At 38.7% G+C, this 19477-nt stretch carries 18 protein-coding genes; 11 read left to right on the top strand and 7 right to left on the bottom strand.

What is annotated here, in order from left to right; all coding sequences use genetic code 11:
• Positions 1 to 58 precede the first annotated feature (58 nt).
• The 5 genes from dnaN to gldA form a co-directional block, all read right to left on the bottom strand.
• Positions 59 to 1183 carry a DNA polymerase III subunit beta gene (dnaN, locus tag JMN32_RS20170; protein WP_202858178.1) on the bottom strand — a complete coding sequence of 375 codons (1125 nt, stop codon included), beginning with the start codon at positions 1181 to 1183 and terminating at the stop codon, positions 59 to 61.
• 76 nt (positions 1184 to 1259) lie between these two features.
• Positions 1260 to 2219 carry a DUF4340 domain-containing protein gene (locus tag JMN32_RS20165; protein ID WP_202858177.1) on the bottom strand — a complete coding sequence of 320 codons (960 nt, stop codon included), beginning with the start codon at positions 2217 to 2219 and terminating at the stop codon, positions 1260 to 1262.
• On the bottom strand, positions 2197 to 3915 hold the full coding sequence (gene gldG, locus JMN32_RS20160) for a gliding motility-associated ABC transporter substrate-binding protein GldG (protein WP_202858176.1): 1719 nt from the start codon (positions 3913 to 3915) through the stop codon (positions 2197 to 2199). The genes JMN32_RS20165 and gldG overlap by 23 nt, the downstream gene beginning before the upstream one ends.
• Positions 3909 to 4637 carry a gliding motility-associated ABC transporter permease subunit GldF gene (gene gldF, locus JMN32_RS20155; protein ID WP_202858175.1) on the bottom strand — a complete coding sequence of 243 codons (729 nt, stop codon included), beginning with the start codon at positions 4635 to 4637 and terminating at the stop codon, positions 3909 to 3911. The genes gldG and gldF overlap by 7 nt, the downstream gene beginning before the upstream one ends.
• On the bottom strand, positions 4634 to 5560 hold the full coding sequence (gldA, locus tag JMN32_RS20150; RefSeq protein WP_202858174.1) for a gliding motility-associated ABC transporter ATP-binding subunit GldA: 927 nt from the start codon (positions 5558 to 5560) through the stop codon (positions 4634 to 4636). Before gldA ends, gldF begins: the two co-directional genes overlap by 4 nt.
• 256 nt (positions 5561 to 5816) lie before the next feature.
• On the opposite strand from gldA, the gene JMN32_RS20145 reads away from it, so the two are divergent.
• The 8 genes from JMN32_RS20145 (at position 5817) to JMN32_RS20110 (ending at position 14677) form a co-directional block, all read left to right on the top strand.
• Complete coding sequence (locus JMN32_RS20145) at positions 5817 to 7247, top strand: redoxin domain-containing protein (protein WP_202858173.1); 1431 nt, start codon at positions 5817 to 5819, stop codon at positions 7245 to 7247.
• 61 nt (positions 7248 to 7308) lie between these two features.
• Entirely contained in the window at positions 7309 to 7770 is a 462-nt protein-coding gene (locus JMN32_RS20140) for a hypothetical protein (protein WP_202858172.1), read from the top strand.
• A 286-nt stretch (positions 7771 to 8056) separates the two neighbouring features.
• Positions 8057 to 8689: a LysE family translocator gene (locus JMN32_RS20135; protein WP_202858171.1), complete on the top strand. Its 633-nt coding sequence runs from the start codon at positions 8057 to 8059 to the stop codon at positions 8687 to 8689.
• Positions 8690 to 9244: 555 nt separating this feature from the next.
• On the top strand, positions 9245 to 9928 hold the full coding sequence (locus JMN32_RS20130) for a hypothetical protein (RefSeq protein ID WP_202858170.1): 684 nt from the start codon (positions 9245 to 9247) through the stop codon (positions 9926 to 9928).
• A 4-nt stretch (positions 9929 to 9932) separates the two neighbouring features.
• Positions 9933 to 12077, top strand: coding sequence for a hypothetical protein (locus JMN32_RS20125; protein WP_202858169.1), 2145 nt, complete (start codon positions 9933 to 9935; stop codon positions 12075 to 12077).
• The gene (locus JMN32_RS20120) at positions 12077 to 13429 is read left to right on the top strand and encodes a hypothetical protein (protein ID WP_202858168.1); all 1353 of its coding nucleotides are present in this window, start codon (positions 12077 to 12079) and stop codon (positions 13427 to 13429) included. Before JMN32_RS20125 ends, JMN32_RS20120 begins: the two co-directional genes overlap by 1 nt.
• 42 nt (positions 13430 to 13471) lie before the next feature.
• Entirely contained in the window at positions 13472 to 14035 is a 564-nt protein-coding gene (locus tag JMN32_RS20115) for a Crp/Fnr family transcriptional regulator (RefSeq protein WP_202858167.1), read from the top strand.
• Positions 14036 to 14098: 63 nt separating this feature from the next.
• The gene (locus JMN32_RS20110) at positions 14099 to 14677 is read left to right on the top strand and encodes an NAD(P)H-dependent oxidoreductase (protein WP_202858166.1); all 579 of its coding nucleotides are present in this window, start codon (positions 14099 to 14101) and stop codon (positions 14675 to 14677) included.
• 226 nt (positions 14678 to 14903) lie between these two features.
• On the opposite strand, the gene JMN32_RS20105 is transcribed toward JMN32_RS20110, so the two are convergent.
• Together JMN32_RS20105 and JMN32_RS20100 are read right to left on the bottom strand one after the other, a co-directional pair.
• On the bottom strand, positions 14904 to 15596 hold the full coding sequence (locus tag JMN32_RS20105) for an SDR family oxidoreductase (RefSeq protein ID WP_202858165.1): 693 nt from the start codon (positions 15594 to 15596) through the stop codon (positions 14904 to 14906).
• On the bottom strand, positions 15596 to 16570 hold the full coding sequence (locus tag JMN32_RS20100) for a polyprenyl synthetase family protein (protein WP_202858164.1): 975 nt from the start codon (positions 16568 to 16570) through the stop codon (positions 15596 to 15598). The genes JMN32_RS20105 and JMN32_RS20100 overlap by 1 nt, the downstream gene beginning before the upstream one ends.
• A gap of 55 nt (positions 16571 to 16625) precedes the next feature.
• Between JMN32_RS20100 and JMN32_RS20095 the strand changes: the two genes are divergently transcribed.
• From JMN32_RS20095 to corA, 3 genes are read left to right on the top strand one after another with little or no spacing between them, the layout of a single operon-like run.
• Positions 16626 to 17495 carry an alpha/beta hydrolase family protein gene (locus JMN32_RS20095; protein WP_202858163.1) on the top strand — a complete coding sequence of 290 codons (870 nt, stop codon included), beginning with the start codon at positions 16626 to 16628 and terminating at the stop codon, positions 17493 to 17495.
• Positions 17492 to 18394, top strand: coding sequence for a mechanosensitive ion channel family protein (locus JMN32_RS20090; protein ID WP_202858162.1), 903 nt, complete (start codon positions 17492 to 17494; stop codon positions 18392 to 18394). The genes JMN32_RS20095 and JMN32_RS20090 overlap by 4 nt, the downstream gene beginning before the upstream one ends.
• A complete protein-coding gene (gene corA / locus JMN32_RS20085) occupies positions 18363 to 19463 on the top strand; it encodes a magnesium/cobalt transporter CorA (protein WP_202858161.1) in 1101 nt (366 codons plus the stop codon). The genes JMN32_RS20090 and corA overlap by 32 nt, the downstream gene beginning before the upstream one ends.
• The last annotated feature ends 14 nt before the right edge of the window (positions 19464 to 19477 follow it).

The raw sequence follows: 19477 nt of genomic DNA, 5'->3' as shown, positions 1-19477 counted from the left end.
AAAAAGAGGCAGTACCGTTGGTACTGCCTCTTTTAAATTATTTTCACATTTAGGTTTTCTAAACGTAGTTATTCAGCATAACCGGCATTACCAGCATCAGAATATCTTCGTTATCATCCTTATCAGTGGGTATCAATAAACCAGCTTTATTTGGCTCAGACAGATGAAGTTCCACTTTATCAGAGTCAACATTATTAAGCATCTCTATCAAAAATTTAGCATTGAAGCCGATCTCTATATCCCCTCCATCATGCTCACAAGAAAGTCTTTCATTAGCCTCATTAGCAAAGTCAAGATCCTCTGCTGAGATTTGAAGCTCACTGCCGGTAATTTTCAATCTTACCTGGTGGGTTGTTTTATTAGCATAAATCGCAATCCTTTTTAAGGAGCTTAAAAGCTCAACACGGTCAATGGTCATTTTATTGTCATTGCCGGAAGGGATCACATTTTCATAATCAGGAAAACGCTCATCGATCAACCTACAAATCATTTTGATATTGTTGAACTTAAAAAAAGCGTTGGATACATTAAACTCAACAGTCACATTGGTATTTTCTGTTGGCAACGTAGACTTTAATAAGTTCAGTGCCTTTCTAGGGATGATAATAGCATTACCATTATCGGAAGCCACATCTACCCTTCGGTAACGTATTAAACGGTGTCCATCGGTAGAAACAAATGTAGTATTTGTATCTGTCAGGTTCATATAAACACCTGTCATGGCTGGACGAAGCTCATCATTGCTGGTAGCAAATATGGTATTATTTATCGCCGCACTTAATACTGAGGTTGACATATCCACTGAGAAATCATCGGATACCGCCGGGACTTTTGGAAAATCCGTAGCATTTTCACCGGCAAGCTTATAACGACCATTATCAGAACTGATCTCAACACTATAGGTCTCCTCATCTATTGTGAAGGTCACGGGCTGTTCTGGAAGGTTTTTAAGGGTTTCGAGCAATATTCTTGCCGGTACCGCTATGCTTCCATCTTCTTTAGACTCCACCTCAAGTTCTGTAATCATAGAGGTTTGCAGGTCAGAAGCTGTCACCGTCAACTTGCCCTCACTTATTTCAAATAGAAAATTTTCTAGAATTGGCACTACCGGATTAGTAGTAATTACACCGTTAATACCGGAAAGTTGCTTTAAAAGTGCTGATGAAGAGACGATAAATTTCATTACAAATAATGATTACGATGGTTAAGTTTAAAACTCGGTAAAGTTAAAAATAAAATCATTTTTAGGAAACGTGATCCTACTTTATATCCGCAGTTTCTTTTTTAATAAAGAAACTTTTTGGTCTCATGATCTTTTTGACCTTTTCAGCATCAAAAACTGCATAGTCAGCAGAGTCAATTCTACCTACGACCTCCTTTCCTCCCGGCAACATCCCATATACTTCTAGTGTGTATACATTTCTTCCGACATCTTCAATTTTAAAGAGGGCCTGAGGTCCAGTATTGATAATTTCACTATATTCTTTCTCCTCATCTTTGCTAAGGAAGTCATTGACAAATAAAAGCGACACATTATCCAAAAAATCAGTCAGTTTTGTAGTGTCTGTTTCCTGTATTTCAGGAATGGCATAAAACCTGTCAGCATACTTCACCGAAAATCCAAGGTCCTCTTTATCAGGATACACTACTTGTACACTACTCAAATTAGACCAGTTAATCGTAAATACAAGGGGATCACGCCACCCATTTTTATCTAGTTGGTAAATACCCGCTAAAAAACTTCTGTAACCAGGTATCTCAACAATATATGCCTGTCCTTTCTCATCTCTTGTCAAATAAGTTAATCCGCTATCCTTATCCCCCCAGACATAAAAACTGTGAACAATCTGGTCTCCTTCATAAAAGGCTACCCTAGTACCGGCTTCTTTAAATTTTTGTTCAATAGTTTCCTCTTGCTGCTTCGACACCTTTCTTCTCACACGCATTTGCTTCAGTATAGCAAACAGTACACTTACACGCTGTGGATCAGCTTTATACTCCCTTCCTATTTTCCATTGACTTCCTTCAAACGTCAATTGATGCTCTCCAGATACATCCGTAAACACTACTTTATCAATAGATGAAGGATCTTCATATGAAAAAATGTCCCTGCTTACTTTTAGCTTATCTGCAGGTCTCGTTATAAAGTATGCAGATATTGCTGAAAGTATAAGGACTATCAGAACAAGGATAAGTTTAATATTTCTCTTTTTTTGCATGAGTCTCTTCTGTACCAAACCCGGTATACTTCTTTTTTCTCCAATAGAACCTTAACATACCATAGACAATGAGCAACAAAACGGGTATCACCATATTAATGACTTGCCATGTCGTCTTTTCGTTGCTTACCTTAACCTTATCTAAAGGCCTTATTTTTATTTCCTTATTCCTTGCCGTAATTATACCTTCGTCATCTATAAGATAAGCTATCACGTTCATCAAAAAATCTTGATTGGCAAAGGTGTTTTGAGAAAACGGATAAAATCCCAACGGCTGCGGGGTACTATTCCTGGTATTGATTTCATTACGTGCAATATCACCATCACTGACCACTAAAAGTTTAGCACCCTCCTCGGCACGTTCAACAAAATTGGTCTCATCAATATTTTCAGGCTTGAAGCGATTTTTGTAAAGAGACTCAAAACGTCCCTCTAGTAAATATGCCACCGGCAAATACCTTTTATCAAACTTTTCGGCTGTTAAATTAGCTCTCAAATCCTGCACTGATACATTAACCGGAGCCGCCACTACCCGTGTATACTGAGAGGTGTACATTAGTGGTGTCTTTTTCACCCCAGGAGTTTTAATTGTATCTATGGTACTGCCAAACCTAAGCAGAACAGCATCCATGTTTCTAGTAATAGCGTGATCAGAAAATCGGTTAATAATGGGGTAGAAAGGCCAGTTCTGTAGCTTTATTTGCGGTTGGTCTCCCATATTCCCCACAACTACAGGATAACCAGCAGCACTGTTATCCATCATAAGATCGCTATTGATACGAACACCATATTTAAATAACTGATCATCAATATTGAGTTCATAAGGAAATGCATAGTTAAATGCTGCTGATGCGCTATCCATGTTTGCCTGTAGCTTATCAATAAGCATGAGCACCTTACCACCATTCATTAAATATTGATCCAAATGGTATTTTTCCTGTTCAGAAAACGCTTTGGTTGGTTTGGCTATCACAAGAGCATCGTAGCCGGTTGGTACAGTTTTCAGGTTTTCAACACCAAGATCATACAATTCCGCCAGAGCAGTAGCAAAACTGGCCATTTCAAGTGAATCAAGTTCATTATGCCCTTTTACCAAGGCTATTTTTTTTCTATCCAGGCTTGTCAAGCCTCTGATTGTTGATGCCAGTTCGTACTCAACACCTTCGATAGATTGGTTGAGTTTTTCTTCTGCCGTTGCTGCCTTGTTTCCCTTTAGCAACATTACTCCTGCCTCAACTCCACCATAAGACACAATCGCTCCTGGGAATACAAGTTTTTCTACCCTGTTTCCATTTTTTTCATCAATAATATTAGTTGGCTGAATTCCCTTGGCCATAAGTGCCCGCATGAACTCGCCACGAGCCTTTTCGCTCATAGCAGCACTTGGATCATTAAAAGTATATTGAATATTATCACCAGAATACACGCGAAATTCTTCCAACGTCTCCCGAATTGCACGTTGCAACCTTTTAAACCCAGAGTTGAGCTCTCCATCCAGATACACTTCAACATAAACCACATCATCCAATTCCCGAAGCATGTCTTTTGTTGGTTGTTTTATGGAGTACCTCTCCTCTTCGGTAAGGTCAAATCTATGGAAATAGGATGACGCCAATATATTGAATAGCAATACAGCAACCATCCCAATTAGGAACCGAAGAACCGATTCTAATTTTCTGCTTTTCAGATTTACCATTTTCTACTACTCAGCATCAATTTTGTAGACAATAACATGACCGTGATCACACTCAGAAAGTAAATCACATCGCGGGTATCTATCAGTCCTTTACTCATGGCATCGTAGTGATAAATTATACCCATCTGTTCAATGAATGAAGAGAACGCTCCCCAGTCGTTTATTAAAGCTATAGACCCCAAGCCAGAGTATACCATAAAGCAAAAAAAGACTGCTATTATGAATGACACGATCTGGTTTGTACTGATAGCTGAAGAGAAAACACCTATTGAAGTAAATACCCCTCCGAGCAAGATTAGCCCAATATAAGACCCTATAACGCCCGCCGTATCAATATTTCCTGTAGGGTTACCCAATTGGTAAACTGACCAGTAATAAATAAGTGTAGGTACGATAGAGAATATTACCAGAGCAAACCCTGATAAATATTTACCAAAAATAATATCCCAATCTGTTAACGGCTTGGTGATCAACAACTCGATGGTACCCGCTTTCTTTTCTTCTGCAAACATACGCATGGTAATGGCGGGTATCAAAAACATAAAAACATATGGCCCCATGGAAAACAAGGTCTCCATATCAGCATAGCCATATTCCAGAACAGATGTTTCCGGGAAAACCCACATTAGGAGTCCAATCCCGGTAAGGAATACGCTAATAACAATATAAGCGATCAGGGAATTGAGGAAACTGTTGAGTTCCTTAACAAATATCTGTATCATTCGCCTTGCTCCTTTCTGGTAAGCTCCTGAAAAACATTTTCCATAGTAACTTCCTCCTGATGTAAGCCCAATAGTGTAAGGCCCGTCTCGGAAGCGAACTTAAATATAGCCGGACGCGCATCTATAGCGGCATCGGTCTTAATTTTGTATTTATTGCCAGCATCTGTTTCTACGCTCAACACCCCTTCGATGGATTTAATTCTTTCTACATCTACCTTTTCGGAGAACTCAGCAGTAACAATCCGTACCTTTGTTTTTGATGTTTTGAGTTGACCAATAGCATCATCAGCTACAATTTTGCCTTTATTGATCACCACCACACGGTCGCAAAGCGCTTGAACTTCCTGCATGATGTGTGTTGAAAATATAACCGTCTTGTTTTTGCTTATATTTTTGATCAGATTCCTAATCTCAATGATCTGATTGGGATCGAGGCCAGTTGTGGGCTCATCAAGTATAAGCACTTTAGGATCATGGATCAAAGCTTGAGCAAGCCCTACGCGCTGTCTGTATCCTTTTGACAAAGCTTCAATTTTTTTATTTTGCTCTCGGGTAAGCCCAGTCAGTTGCACCATATCGTCAATTTTGGACTTTAGATTACCTCCCTTTAAACCATGAAGTTTCCCCATGAACCCCAGATATTCCCTTACATACATTTCAAGGTATAGCGGATTATGTTCCGGAAGATAGCCAATCTGCTTTCTTACTTCCATAGATTGCTCTACCACATCATACCCACTAATCTCCACCATACCATCATCAGGTGGCAGGTAACAAGTGGCTATTTTCATAGTGGTAGATTTCCCGGCACCATTAGGCCCCAGAAAACCGAGGATTTCGCCTTCCTGAACATTGAACGAGATATTATCGATGGCCTTTTGCGTCCCGAATACCTTGGTTAAATTTTTGACCCTTATCGACATAGCTTTTATTGAACGGCAAAACTATCAAGTTGATGCAACTATGACAACATTTTTTAGTTGAAAGGAAGTTTTATCCATTGCAATCAACTAAAGTATTGTTTTTCTGTAAATCCTCTTTGAAAATCACTGGCAAAATGCTCCCATTTATAATTAAAATCAAGGTAGCAAGAAACATGAAAAGGCAATTTTTTATTAAAGAACTTTGTACCATAAGCATATGTTGATAATTTTTGCGACGGTTTGAAAAAAGATGCAGATGAAAAAAATTCTACTTTACACTCTACTCCTTCTAACTTGTAGTTATGCTCATGCTCAAAAAGGGTATAAGCTCAACTTCAAAATAGAGGGTCTGGCCGACACTACCGTTTACCTGGGCAACTTTTTTGGAGAGAGCACCTACGTTAAAGATACCGCTCACATCAACAAAATTGGGGAGTTTGCTTTTTCGGGTAGCAAGCCATTAGAATCAGGAGTATACTTTGTTGTGTTAAATAAAACCAGATTATTTGATATCCTCATTAGTAATGACCAGCAATTTAGTCTGCACACAAAGCACCCTGAGTATGTAACTCACATGAAAGTAACGGGTGATATTGAAAACGAGGTGTTTTTTGCTAACCTGCTATACAATAGTGCCCGCAATGAAGAGGCTCAACCTTATGTCAAGGTAATGCGCGATAGCACCAGCACTGAAGCCTCCAAGTCCGTCGCTCGGTCTGAACTGGAAAAGCTCAACAAAAAAGTAATGGGGCATCAGGATGAGTTAATGAATAAATATCCTGAAAGCCTGCTGACTAAAATTTTAAATGCGAATAAAAGAATAGAAATCCCCGAGGCGCCAATATTGGACAATGGAAAAGTCGACTCAACCTTCAGCTATCGCTATTATAAAAAGCACTACTGGGATAATTTCAACCTTGCTGACCCTGCTATGATTAGGCTTTCAGAGCCCCTTTACAGAAAAAAAGTTGAAGACTACCTTGACAAGCTACTGATCCAGCACCCTGATACAATAACTAATGCTATACAACACCTCGCCGATCTGGCTAAAACTAATCAGGATACCTACAAATATTTGGTATGGACTGTAACTATAAAATATCAAAACCCTGAAATCATGGGGCTTGATGAGGTGTTTGTAAACATATACTATCGCTACTTTGCAACAGGCGAAATGGATTATTGGGCTAACGATCAGCTAAAGAAAAACCTTAAAGAACGTGCTGAACAGCTTCGGTTAAGCTTGATAGGCATGAAAGCTCCCAACCTTATCATGCTAGATGAAAACCTGAAATCACGATCACTTTATGACCAAAAGAATAAATATACAGTCATTTACTTCTACGACCCAGACTGCGGGCACTGCAAAAAGGAAACTCCGAAGTTAAAAAAGTTTAGCGAAGGCACCTCCTTTGACGTCAATGTGTTTGCTGTATCAGCCGATACTTCTATGTTAAAAATGAAGAATTACATTAAAGATATGCACCTGGAGTCTTGGGTTACCGTCAATGGCCCTAGAACTTATACCGAGCACTACCAAAAACTCTATGACGCTCTTACCACTCCTACTATTTACGTGCTAGATGAAAAAAAGAAAATCATAGCGAAAAAGGTACCAGCAGAAAAACTTGAAGATTTTCTAACACGATATGAGAAGATGGAAGCTTTGAGAAAAGAGAAAAATTAAAAAACTTTTTATAAGTATACACGTTCAAAAAATTAGGTCAACAACTTAAATAAACAACACTATGTCTTTCATATCCAATCTATTTGGCAAAAAGAAGAAAGCTTTCAAAGCTAACTGCGACCTTAGCAAGGAGCCAGTAGAAAAAGGTTTTGGATACCTACTTACTACTTCTCAGATTGTTTCTTCCAAGAAATTCTGGGACAACGTTATGACAGAGCCAGAGACTATGTCATATACTATTTCTCATTTCAAAAATCAGGACAAAACTGCAACTCAAATGCGAAGCATGATTTTTGAGAAATACAGCACGCAAGATAAATCATGGATAATATCTGATTCATACATTCAGCTTTTTGAAGTAAATAAAGAAGAGGCTCGCGAGCACGCTCGTACCTGGTGGGAAAACGAGGGCAACTATTCACTGGAAACCAGCGGCACAGCAATAGAAACTATGAGTGAAGAAGACTTCAAGAACATGAAGCACTATGCTGTAATGGAAGCTGGCAGGGAAAAAGTAGCATAAGTCCTGACCAACTTAAAAGCAATAAATGTAATAGCCGGGATAGTCATATTCCCGGTTTTTTGTTTCTCCCCTCCAATATTTACCCCCTCCCCCCTCTTTCACCGCTATTATTTATGTCATTTTCATCATGAATTAAGTAAAAAATACCGTCCCTCGTTCCATTCTTCGTCAGATTATATTAGATTCACCAATTATGAATCCGGCCTTCGATCTAGGCTAACGAAGTTAAAAACACATACACTTAACATATCCCCAGATCGTCGGCTTTAAAGCAAGCCCCATAACCATGTTCGGAATTGTAAACTTTGAAACATTCTTAATCGCAGGTATAATATTAAATTTAACACCTGGAGCAGACACCATGTTTATTCTTGGAAGAGCCATATCACAAGGAAAGAAAGCCGGCATTTTATCCGCTTTAGGAATCTGTACAGGGGCAATTTTTCACATCATTCTTGCCACATTAGGTTTATCTATAATCCTGGCAAAATCGGCAATAGCTTTTGAGGTTGTCAAGTACCTAGGAGCAGCATACCTGATATACCTTGGTGCCCGATCCCTGGGAGTAAAATCAAAAGGAAAATTAGAGTTGGAAGTAAAACAAGAAAATACGGGTATCATGAAAATTTACATGTCAGGCATTCTGACTAATGTACTCAACCCTAAGGTAGCCTTATTCTTCCTTGCTTTTTTACCTCAATTTATTGATCCAAATTACAGTCAAAGCTCCGTCTCATTTCTCATCCTTGGCCTTACCTTTTTATCTACGGCGACCATATGGTGTCTAACCTTAGCAATATTTGCTTCCAGATTATCTGATAGAATAAGGAAAAATTACAAAATAAAACTGTGGCTGGACAAAATAGCTGGTGGTTTATTTATTCTGTTAGGTATCAAACTCGCCCTATCCGAAAGGTAAAATCATCCTCCCAATACTTACAATTCAAACTATGTATGAGTCCTGTGTCATTTTTAGCATGCCTTAAATCAATTCGTTAAGCGAATTCCAAAACTCAAGTAGGCTTTAAATTTTTGATCAATCGACCTTCCGGTATCAAACGCCGATGCTACTTATTATAATTGTACCAATGGAAACTGAGAGAGTGATGCACAGGGAGCTTTTGGTGCGATTATTCTGGTCACCGGCATAGGTATGACTGGGACGGGCATTGTACTCTGGACTATTGGCGCTAATAAGTCAAAATAACAAAAGACTACAGAACCATTGCCTTCATTTACTCTTTTACATTAGATGAAGGCTACCTTAAATTACAGCCATGCTGAAACAAGTATGATGCTTCGCACACAAAGACACGAAAAATTGTAAAATTACCGTATATTATTGTTCGATAATAAAATATCTATTATAAATTTGTGCCCGATTAATAAAGAGTCGAAATAAGAGCGTTTACCCTTTTGGCTCTTTGTGTATAAACGGCTGATTTTCTAACATCTATGCACAAAACTACGCTTCATGATAGGTATTAATTTTAAAAGAACGTTATCATTCATATTCATTTTAGCATTTCTATGCCCACTTACTTCTTGTTTTGATATCATAGATGAGATCACCCTTAATGCTGATGGATCTGGTGAAATAACGCTGACGGCAAACTTGAGCAAAAGCAAAACAAAACTAGCCTCAATCATGCTATTAGACACTGTTAATGGCTATAAAGTGCCTGCCAGAGAAGACATCAATCATGCACTAAATAAAGCTGTTACCTTTCTTCAAAACACTGAAGGCATTTCAAACGTCAGTAAAAAAGTAGATTTTGACAATTACATTTTCTCTTTAAGCTGCCATTTCAGATCTGTAAATAACATTGATGACATTCTACAGGAAGTAACTAAAAACCTAAAGGTTAAACCATTGCTTTTCTCTTATAACTTCGATGCAACAAAAAAAGTGTTTTCAAAAAACTACTCCTATGATACTGAAGTGAAAACCGAATACGAAAAGTTAAAAGAAGACGACAAAAAAGTGTTTGATGAAGCTTCTTATACATCAATTTTCAGGTTTGAACATGAAATAACAGCCTCCTCCAATGCTAAAGCCAAGATATCAAAATCAAAACGAGCAGTAATGATGCGAGCTTCTGCTTTGGATGTGATTAACGGAAATATCAATCTTACTAACAAAATACAATTAAAATAACAACATGAAATACCTTTTACTCATCTGTGCCCTTTTCTCTTTCACATTCAACCAGGCGCAGGATCTCAGGGAGCATATCCCCTATAATGCAACCTTTGTTGGGAGCATTGATGGCAGCAAAATATTAGAATCTGTTACAATATCTGAACTTGACAATTCGAAACTTGGTAAAGAAATGCTGAAGGCCTTTTCAAAAGAGTCAGGCCAAGAGCTTTCCTCCATTGAAGATATTGGGATCAACACCAACGCTACAACATATTTCTACTTTGAAAAAAACGACAGTCTGTCGTATACAGTTCTACTAGTGCCACTTAAGGAGCCTCAATTCCTCGAACAGGCCTTTATCCATGATAAGGCTAAAATAATGCAAAATAACAACTACAAATATGTTCAGGCAGACAATAATTCATATGTAGCTTGGGATAACAATAAGATGGTCTTTGTTATAGGGTATAGTAATGATGAATATTTTACTGACTACGATTTTTCAACCATAGAAACTGAGCTGAAAGAAGTATCCGAAGAATCAGCTGAAGGTCAGGTATCGGAGGTGGAAGAAGTGATGGAGGCTACTGAGCAACCTGAGCAAGAACTGACATACGATGACCTTCCATACCTTTATAATTATTCACTACACCTATATGCGAGTAACTACTACTACTTCTCTGAAGATCTTAAGCAGGCTGCTAAGAATAATAATTCAGATTTCCTTGAACAACTGGAAGAGCAGGTAGAGCAACTTAAAGGGTACATTGCTGAGATTGACAGTATAAGCAACCCTGATCCGGAAAATCTGGATAACTTCATTTCAAACAGAGCTTATTTCTTAAAACAAGCTGCTTTGAGTTTTGAAGACCCATCGGATAGAGAATATGCGCAAAAGCTAATTGATGAGGCCACCTACTATAGTGATTCTTTCAAGGTCTATGAAAGCCCGTACAATTATGATGACACCAGTTACCTGGATCATTATGATGAGAAGAGGGTATTAGAATCTAAATGGACAGCGTACATGTTACATAAAACCATGGTCCCTGCTCAAAAGTCAATAATGAAAAACAAGCAGTACACTGCTCAGTTTGACTCAAAGGCGGTAATTAACATCTGGAATAGCCATTTAGGAAACACTATGTCTGAAATATATTCAGGTATGTACAATGCGCTTCAGGGATATCCCAAAAGCTTAGATGAGATGATGGGAGGATATGGTGAATTTTCTGCTAATCTTTACCTTGAAGGCCCGGAGGCTCGAATCAGTGTAGATATGGAGCTAAGTGATGAGTTTGCTGATATTTATCAGCGTATGGGAAATCAAAAGATCAACTCAAACTTCTTCAAATACCTCAATGAAGATAAGCTTTTGGGATATATGAGTTACAATGTGAATTTCAAAAATACATTGGAAGAATACCCTAGGCTTTTAGCTAAGACTTATGGTCCGCTAATGGAGGGAAAAATGCAGGATGAAATAGCCATAGGTGCCGATCTCTTCTCGCTATTACTAGACGAAGAAGCTGTAGCTAAATTAATTAAAGGAGATGCTTTACTTGCATTTACGGGTATTAATGAAAAAGAAGTAACTTATACGGATTATGAATATGATGAAGACTATAACTACACTGCTGTAGAAAAAACCAAAACGGAGAAACTTCCGGACTTCATCCTAATGGCTTCAACAGAGGAAATGAGTCTCACGAAGAACATCATAGCCTATTTGGTGAAAAAGCAACTTGTAGAAGCTGAAAATGGTTACTATAAAATAAAGGATAAAAAAAGTGAACTACCTTTGGAAGTTTATTTTGCTATTAAAAATGATATCTTTTTCCTTACCACTTCAGCTAGTGATATCTCAGATATTATTAACGACAGGTATACTGCCAAACTATCAGGAAAACATAAGAAAGTCATTAAACAAGGTAATTTTTCAGCCTTTTTTAATGGTAAAAGGTTTGGGGAAGCGTTTCCTGTAGAGACTAATATGCCTAACAAGAAAATAGCAGAATATGCCGTGAAGAATGCATCTGATTTCTATTTAAAATCATCTAAGATCAAAAATAAAACGATGCATGGTGAGTTAATAATGGAGGTTCCGGCAAATCATAAAAGTACGATTTCGTACCTGCTGGATTTTATTGAACATATAGATTAATGAATAGGTCAGGTTTTATAAAATTTATTACAAGAGCAGCAGTAGTGGTCCTACTGCTGCTCTTTGTTTTCTATGGCTTTCTTAAATATCGTCAATACGACTCATACCAGGGTATGATCCATAAAAATGCGGATCTTATCATTAAGATCAACAGTGATCAACTAATTCAAAAGATAGCCTTAAACTCCATATCCAACCCCTCCTTTTACTTCAGCCCCTCAGAAGAAGACAGTACCTCCGCCGAAGACGTTGATGTTATCTCCAAGGGCTTCACTTTACCTGCAAACCTTTTTATTTATTCCCTTAAAGGTGATATAAAAACTTACTATACTTCCCTGAAAGTAAATGACTCTTCAGCATTAAAAACATACATTCAAAGCAAGCTGGATGTAAGCAATTTTAAAGTATTGAGAAAGTATAGCTATGCTTCCTCTGAAGACAATAAAATACAGATTGCATATAATGACCAAAGGTTAGCGCTTGCATATACTTTCAATGGTCAGGACATAAAAAAGACACTGGAACAAATACTTTCTCAAAATGAAGCCGTAGCTACCGATAGCGAAACGATTTCTACTTTAAGAGAAGCAAGTGGCGACGTAGTCATTCTGCAGAGGGACAACCTTGCAGACATTGACTTTGATAATGGCAAGATTGTTTTATCAGGAATCTGGAATCCTGATGTGGGGATTGAGTTTCCAACTACAGCACCCGTAGCGCTACCGGATACCGGTACTTCGCTACATTTAGGTTTTTCGGGTAATGTACCCGCCCAGTTCTTAAAAAGCTACAACATCAACAGCATAACCATTCCTTTAGATAGTCTCGCCAGGGATTATGGAGGGTACTTTGATCTAAAAGTCACGGGTAACACAATACAGCATGATACTATCATTACCTATGACTACAATGATGATTTCGAGAAAGTAGAAGTCAAAACTGTTAATAAAACAAAAGTGCCCGGCGTTAGGGTATTGATCAAGGGAAAAGCAAACCATATGCTGGACCTTTTAAGGAAGAACAGAATAGCGATCAACAATAAACTCAACAGAACTATTCTCCCGTTGCTGGACTTAAGTATCATAGAAAATGACTCTTCAGAACTGTTTTTGACCAACTTGGATAGCGTCCCAGCCCCGCGTTATACTAACTCACCGGACTTCTTCATGCTCCACACCAATTTTCAAAGGCTGGGTCTTCAAAATTCGCTGTTTGTGCAACATAAATATCTCAAAAATCTAAATACTTTAAATATACAAGCATCAAGAGTAGGGAAGGCCGTTAGTATCAAGGGGCAGCTGTTGTTAAACAATGAAGACATCAATGCTTTGATACAATTGATTCGCAACTAAGCACTCACGATAACCCATAGAACCATAAAGCCAAATAGATTAATGTTAAACCACCTCAGCACATTTGGAATACTTACTGATAGTGAAGTCAATCAGGTAAAGCAATACCTAACCTCAAGGACTATCCAAAAAGGGGAATACCTCATCACAGAAGGCAAGGTATGCCAGGAGATTGCGTATGTTGAAAATGGCACATTGAGATCGTTCTACACAAAAGATAATGGTGAAGAGGTCACTTATTGTATCACTTTTGCCGGTAATTTTACAACCGCATACTCTTCTTATATAACGGGTGAAAAAACTCCTGAAAGCATACAAGCGCTGAGTCATGCAGAACTCCTCATTCTAAAAAAGAGAGACATCGAAACAATGGCTGCAAACAGCACTAACTGGGTTAAACTTCTAAAGTTTTTAGCAGAACAGCAGTACGTGGAGATGGAAAAAAGGATTTTTTCCTATCAAAAGGAAAGTGCCAACGAAAGATATCTGGAATTGGTAAAAAACCATCCTGATTATATTCAAAATATACCTCTGCAATACCTGGCATCCTACTTAGGGATTACCCCACGGCATTTGAGCCGAATTCGCAAAGAGTTGAGTTTATAGACATATGTCCTGAAGAAAGAGTAAGCTCGTCCATATTTTTGCCTGCAAAAACAAACAGGTAAAATGAAAAATATTCTAATTATCAACGGGCACCCCGATAAGGAAAGTTTTAACAAGGCATTGGTGGAAAGCTATAAACAGGGAGCGCTTCAGACACATGCCCATGTAGAGGAGATAACCCTTTCGGGTTTAAATTTCAACCCCAACCTACAGCATGGATACCGGAAAAGAATGGAGCTAGAGCCAGACCTCATGGAAGCCTGGCTGAAAATTAAAAAGGCTGATCACTTAGTTTGGGTTCACCCGGTATGGTGGGGAGGGCTACCGGCTATATTAAAGGGCTTCATCGACCGATTATTTCTACCGGGAATGGCTTTCCAACCTAAAGAAGGGTCTGTCTGGTGGGACAAACTACTCAAAGGAAAAACGGCAAGGATTATTACCACAATGGATCAACCCAGCTGGTACTACTGGTTAGTATATGGTCGCCCAAGTATCAACATGCTAAAGAAAAGTACCTTGGAATTTTGTGGAGTAAAGCCAGTAGCTGTATCCTCCATTGGAATCGTCAAAACAGCTGATCAGGCTCAGCGCAATAAGTGGTTAAAAAAGGTGCACCAACTTGGAGTTAAATTAAAATAGCAATTCTGATTTCAAGAAACAAATCGGGGATGTACTGATCAATGTCCCCCTTAGCATCTCAGACCTAGCTAACGATTAAAGCCCGAAACCTTGTGTCGATATTGGCCATAAAGAACAGCGTTCTAAGCCACTTATTTCCCTATTGAAAGGTTAGCCAGCCCTATTTCAATAGCCATAAGTCGTTGTTTTATTTAACAAGTTTTCAACAGCACAAGAAATCATGAGCTTATTTTTTGGGTTTTAGCGGCCTTACCTCAATGTCCACATGATGATAATTGGCCTGAGACTCGAGGCAGTGAATAATAGTACTGGCAATATCCTCAGGCATCATCATACTATCATTAACCTCAACAGAATCAATTTCATCAAAGAAATTGGTCTTAACGGATCCTGGGTAAATGCAAGTTACTTTGATACCAAAGCTTCTTAACTCTTTGTACATGGAGTGAGACAGGCCAGTAACTGCGTGCTTTGTAGCGCAATAGGCAGACATACTGGGTATACCTGTATTTCCTGCAATGGAAGAGATATTAATAATATGCCCTTCATCATTTCTTTTCATTTTAGGGATAACCAGTCTGCTACAGTAAAATATACCATCCACGTTGGTTTCAAACATCTGTCGCCAAAGCTTTGGGTCGAGATCTTCGATCCCCCCTTCATAGCCCAAGCCAGCATTATTGACCAGTATGGCAATATCCTCACCGAGATCTTTAACCGTATTTTCATAGGCTAAATTAACCTCCTCAATATCCCTAACATCAGTTTTATAAAAATAGAAGTTATTATCCGCAATATCTGGAGCCGTTCTTCCCCAGCCTGCCACCTTGCAGCCCTTATTCAATAGCATTTTTACAGTCGCGAACCCTATTCCTTTACTTACTCCTGTAACTATAGCTACCTTATTTTCCAACCTCATTACTTATTTCTTTCAATAGTGAATTGAACTAGCTGACTCAACGATGTCTTATACTGAGAGTCCTCAAAACCTTTCAGAATGTCCATGGCTTCCTGATAATACCTCTGCATTACTTCCTGTGCATACTCCAACCCTCCTGAAGCTTTAACAAAGTCTATGATCTCGTTGATCTTCCGTGTATTATCATTATGATTTTTAACCAGGTTCAATATCCTGCGCTTCTCCATCCACGATGCACGCTCCAAGGCTTTAATCAGCGGAAGAGTCATTTTCTTTTCACGGATATCAATTCCAAGTGGCTTCCCTACTTCAGTTTCTCCGTAATCAAACAGGTCATCCTTAATTTGAAAAGCCATACCTACCTTTTCACCAAAAAGCTCCATTTTCTGAACAGTACCATTCTGATTCCCTGCTGAAGCTGCACCTACTCCACAACAAGAAGCAATCAGGGATGCTGTTTTTTGCCTGATAATCTCATAATATACATCTTCGGTAATATCCAGGCGGCGAGCCTTCTCCATCTGAAGTAATTCTCCCTCACTCATGTGTTTTACTGCATCAGAAACTATCTTCAGAAGATCATAGTCACCGTTATCCACAGACAATAATAACCCTCTGCTGAGCAGATAATCACCAACCAATACAGCTATTTTATTTTTCCACAGTGCATTTACTGAGAAAAACCCTCTGCGATAATTGGCATCGTCAACCACATCGTCATGCACGAGCGTTGCCGTATGTAAAAGTTCTATTAATGAAGCCCCACGGTAAGTGGATTCTGATATATTGCCACACGTACCAGCACTTAGAAAAACAAACATAGGCCGCATTTGCTTTCCTTTGCGCTTTACGATATAACTCATTATTTTGTCAAGCAACAATACTTTAGTCTTCATAGATGCTCGGAATTTCTTTTCGAACTCCTCCATCTCTGAAGCTATTGGGGCCTTGATATCTCGTAGTTTTAAAGCCATATGGACAAATGAGGTACAATTATACTGACGAATTAACCCTAATCAAAATATTAAAATGACTAACTCACTGAAAATACATGATGATATAGTTTTAAACAGTAAACATCATAAAAAAAAGATACTTGTTGATGCCCGGTATATCAGCAACCAGCATAAGAAACCTGTAATAATTTTTATTCACGGTTTCAAGGGATTCAAAGACTGGGGGCACTTCAATGTCCTGGCCGATGAGATGGCCAAAGCAGGCTATGTTTTTATAAAGTTTAACCTTTCACATAATGGCACTACGCCCGAACATCCTGTAGATTTTGTTGATCTTGATGCTTTTAGTGAAAATAATTTTAGCATAGAGCTGGACGACACGGGAACTGTAATAGATTATTTATTTTCTGAAGAATGTGTCATATCCTCTTCTGAAATGAATACCGATAATCTATTTTTGATGGGGCATAGCAGAGGTGGTGGTTTAGCCCTACTAAAAACTGCTGAAGATGACAGGGTAAAGGCTGTAGCCACCTGGGCAGCAGTGGCAGATTTTAACAGATGGACCAAAGCCTTATTAAATGAATGGCAGCAGGATGAAGTTATATATATTCTGAATGGGCGCACGGGACAAAAAATGCCTATGAAGTATCAGATTGTGGAAGATCTTGAAAAGAATCAGGATAGACTAAGCATAAGTAAGGCTGTAAGTAGCCTGGCAAAGCCTGTACTCGTTGTGCATGGTACAGAAGATGAAACTGTTAGCAGCAACGATGCTCAAAAAATTCATGAGCTGGCCAGAGACTCTGCTCTACTTCTGATTGATAAGGCAAACCATGTTTTCGGAGCTAGTCATCCATACAAGGGATGTAAGCTGCCCGCTCATGCTCAACTGGCTTTTGATCGTACATATGATTTTTTTGAATCTTTAAGAAGTATATGAATATAAAAACACTACTACTGGATAGCAATTCCAAATTAATAGAATATATTGTTATCCCCTTTTTGATCCTGGTTATCGCTTTCATTCTATCAAAAGTACTGAGAGCGATATTAAACAAATTTGTTACTGGAGCTTCTTCCAAACTGAATGTTGATCCAACAAAATATAACTTTCTCAAAAACGCAGTCAGCTTTGTAATCTTTACCCTCGCAATTGTAGTCATTTTTCAAACCATTCCCTCTTTACGTGCCTATGGAGTTACACTCTTCGCCAGTGCCGGTATATTGGCGGCTATTGTTGGTTTTGCCTCTCAATCGGCTTTTTCAAATATTATCAGCGGCATATTTATAGTTATCTTCAAGCCTTTCCGTGTTGGCGATCTCATTAACATTGGTGAGACACACTCAGGAACAGTGGAAGACATTACTCTGAGGCATACCATAATCAGGAATTTTGAAAACCGCAGAATAGTAATACCCAACTCTATTATCAGTGAGCAAACAATAACGAATTCAACACTTACCGACGACAAGACCTGCATGTTTGTCATTATGAGTATCAGTTATGATTCTGATATCGAACTGGCTATACGTATAATGCAGGAAGAAGCCATGGCTCATCCTTTCCACATCGACAATCGCACGCAGGAAGATATTGATAAGGGTACTCCGGATGTTATTGTCAGACTGGTCAGTTTCGGTGACAGTTCTGTCAACCTTAGAGCTTCCGTATGGGCAAATCATCCTACTGACGGGTTTGCGATGAAGTGCGACCTGCACAAATCTATTAAGGAACGATTTGACAAAGAGGGAATAGAAATACCATTCCCCTATCGGACCATTATTTACAAAGAGAAAAAGATAGCTGATGCAACTACCTCAAATAAAGAATCTCTCTAAACTTTTAGGTGTAAAAAACCCCAAAGCAAAAGCAGGCATGCCTCCTGGCACCCTTATTTTTATGGGTGATAAGCTGACGGAAAAGTCTCAAGTAGACCTGATTTCGTACAACAGTCAGGACGTTATTGAGTTTTGTAGCAAAAGCTCTGAAGATGTAATTAAACAGCTCTCCCCTGACCGGGTAAACTGGATAAATATTGATGGCCTGCACAACATAAAATTAATAGAGGAAATAGGTGAACATTTCAATCTACACCCTCTTTTAATGGAGGATATACTGAACACAGAACACCGCCCTAAATCTGAAGAATACGAGCATCAGATATTTTTCACGCTCAAAACATTATATAACCTGACTGATCAGGAAATTACTTATGAGCAGATCAGTTTTGTGCTTGGTAGTGACTACCTCCTCTCCTTTCAGGAGAAGGAGGGTGATCTTTTCGAAAGTTTACGTGAACGCTTAAGACAAACAAGCACGGCTAAAAACAGAGCTCGAGGGAGAGGCACAGACTATTTATTTTACAGACTCATTGATACAATAGTAGACAGCTATTATATCATCCTGGAAAGGGTAGGTGAACGGGTAGACGCTCTTGAGGAAGAGGTATATGATAACCCAAGCAAAGAAACTCTGCATAGCATACAACAGTTAAAAAGAGAACTCATTTTCTTAAGAAAAACAGTATACCCCCTTCGAGAGGCGTTAAGTAAGGTAACAAAAGGAGAGTATCACTTTATCAAAAAAGACACCTTGCCCTTCTTTTCGGATGTATACGACCACACTATTCATGTCATAGAAACTCTGGAAACTTACAGAGACCTGGTAACGGGCCTTACGGATATGTACATGACCAGCATCAGTAATAAAATGAATGAAGTAATGAAAGTATTAACCATTATGGCCACTATTTTCATACCTCTCACTTTCATAGCTGGTGTTTATGGTATGAACTTTCAGCATATGCCGGAGCTAAACTGGAAGTATGGATACCCAACAGTATGGGGTGTTATGATAATAACCTGCATTGGTATGATCGTTTATTTCAAGCGAAAAAAATGGCTGTAGTATTGTTAACCCTT

This window comes from Fulvivirga marina (assembly GCF_016775155.1).
In the GTDB taxonomy this organism is placed as follows: domain Bacteria; phylum Bacteroidota; class Bacteroidia; order Cytophagales; family Cyclobacteriaceae; genus Fulvivirga; species Fulvivirga marina.
Note: the sequence above shows the minus strand (reverse complement) of the source record. Positions and strands in the feature narration are given on the sequence as shown.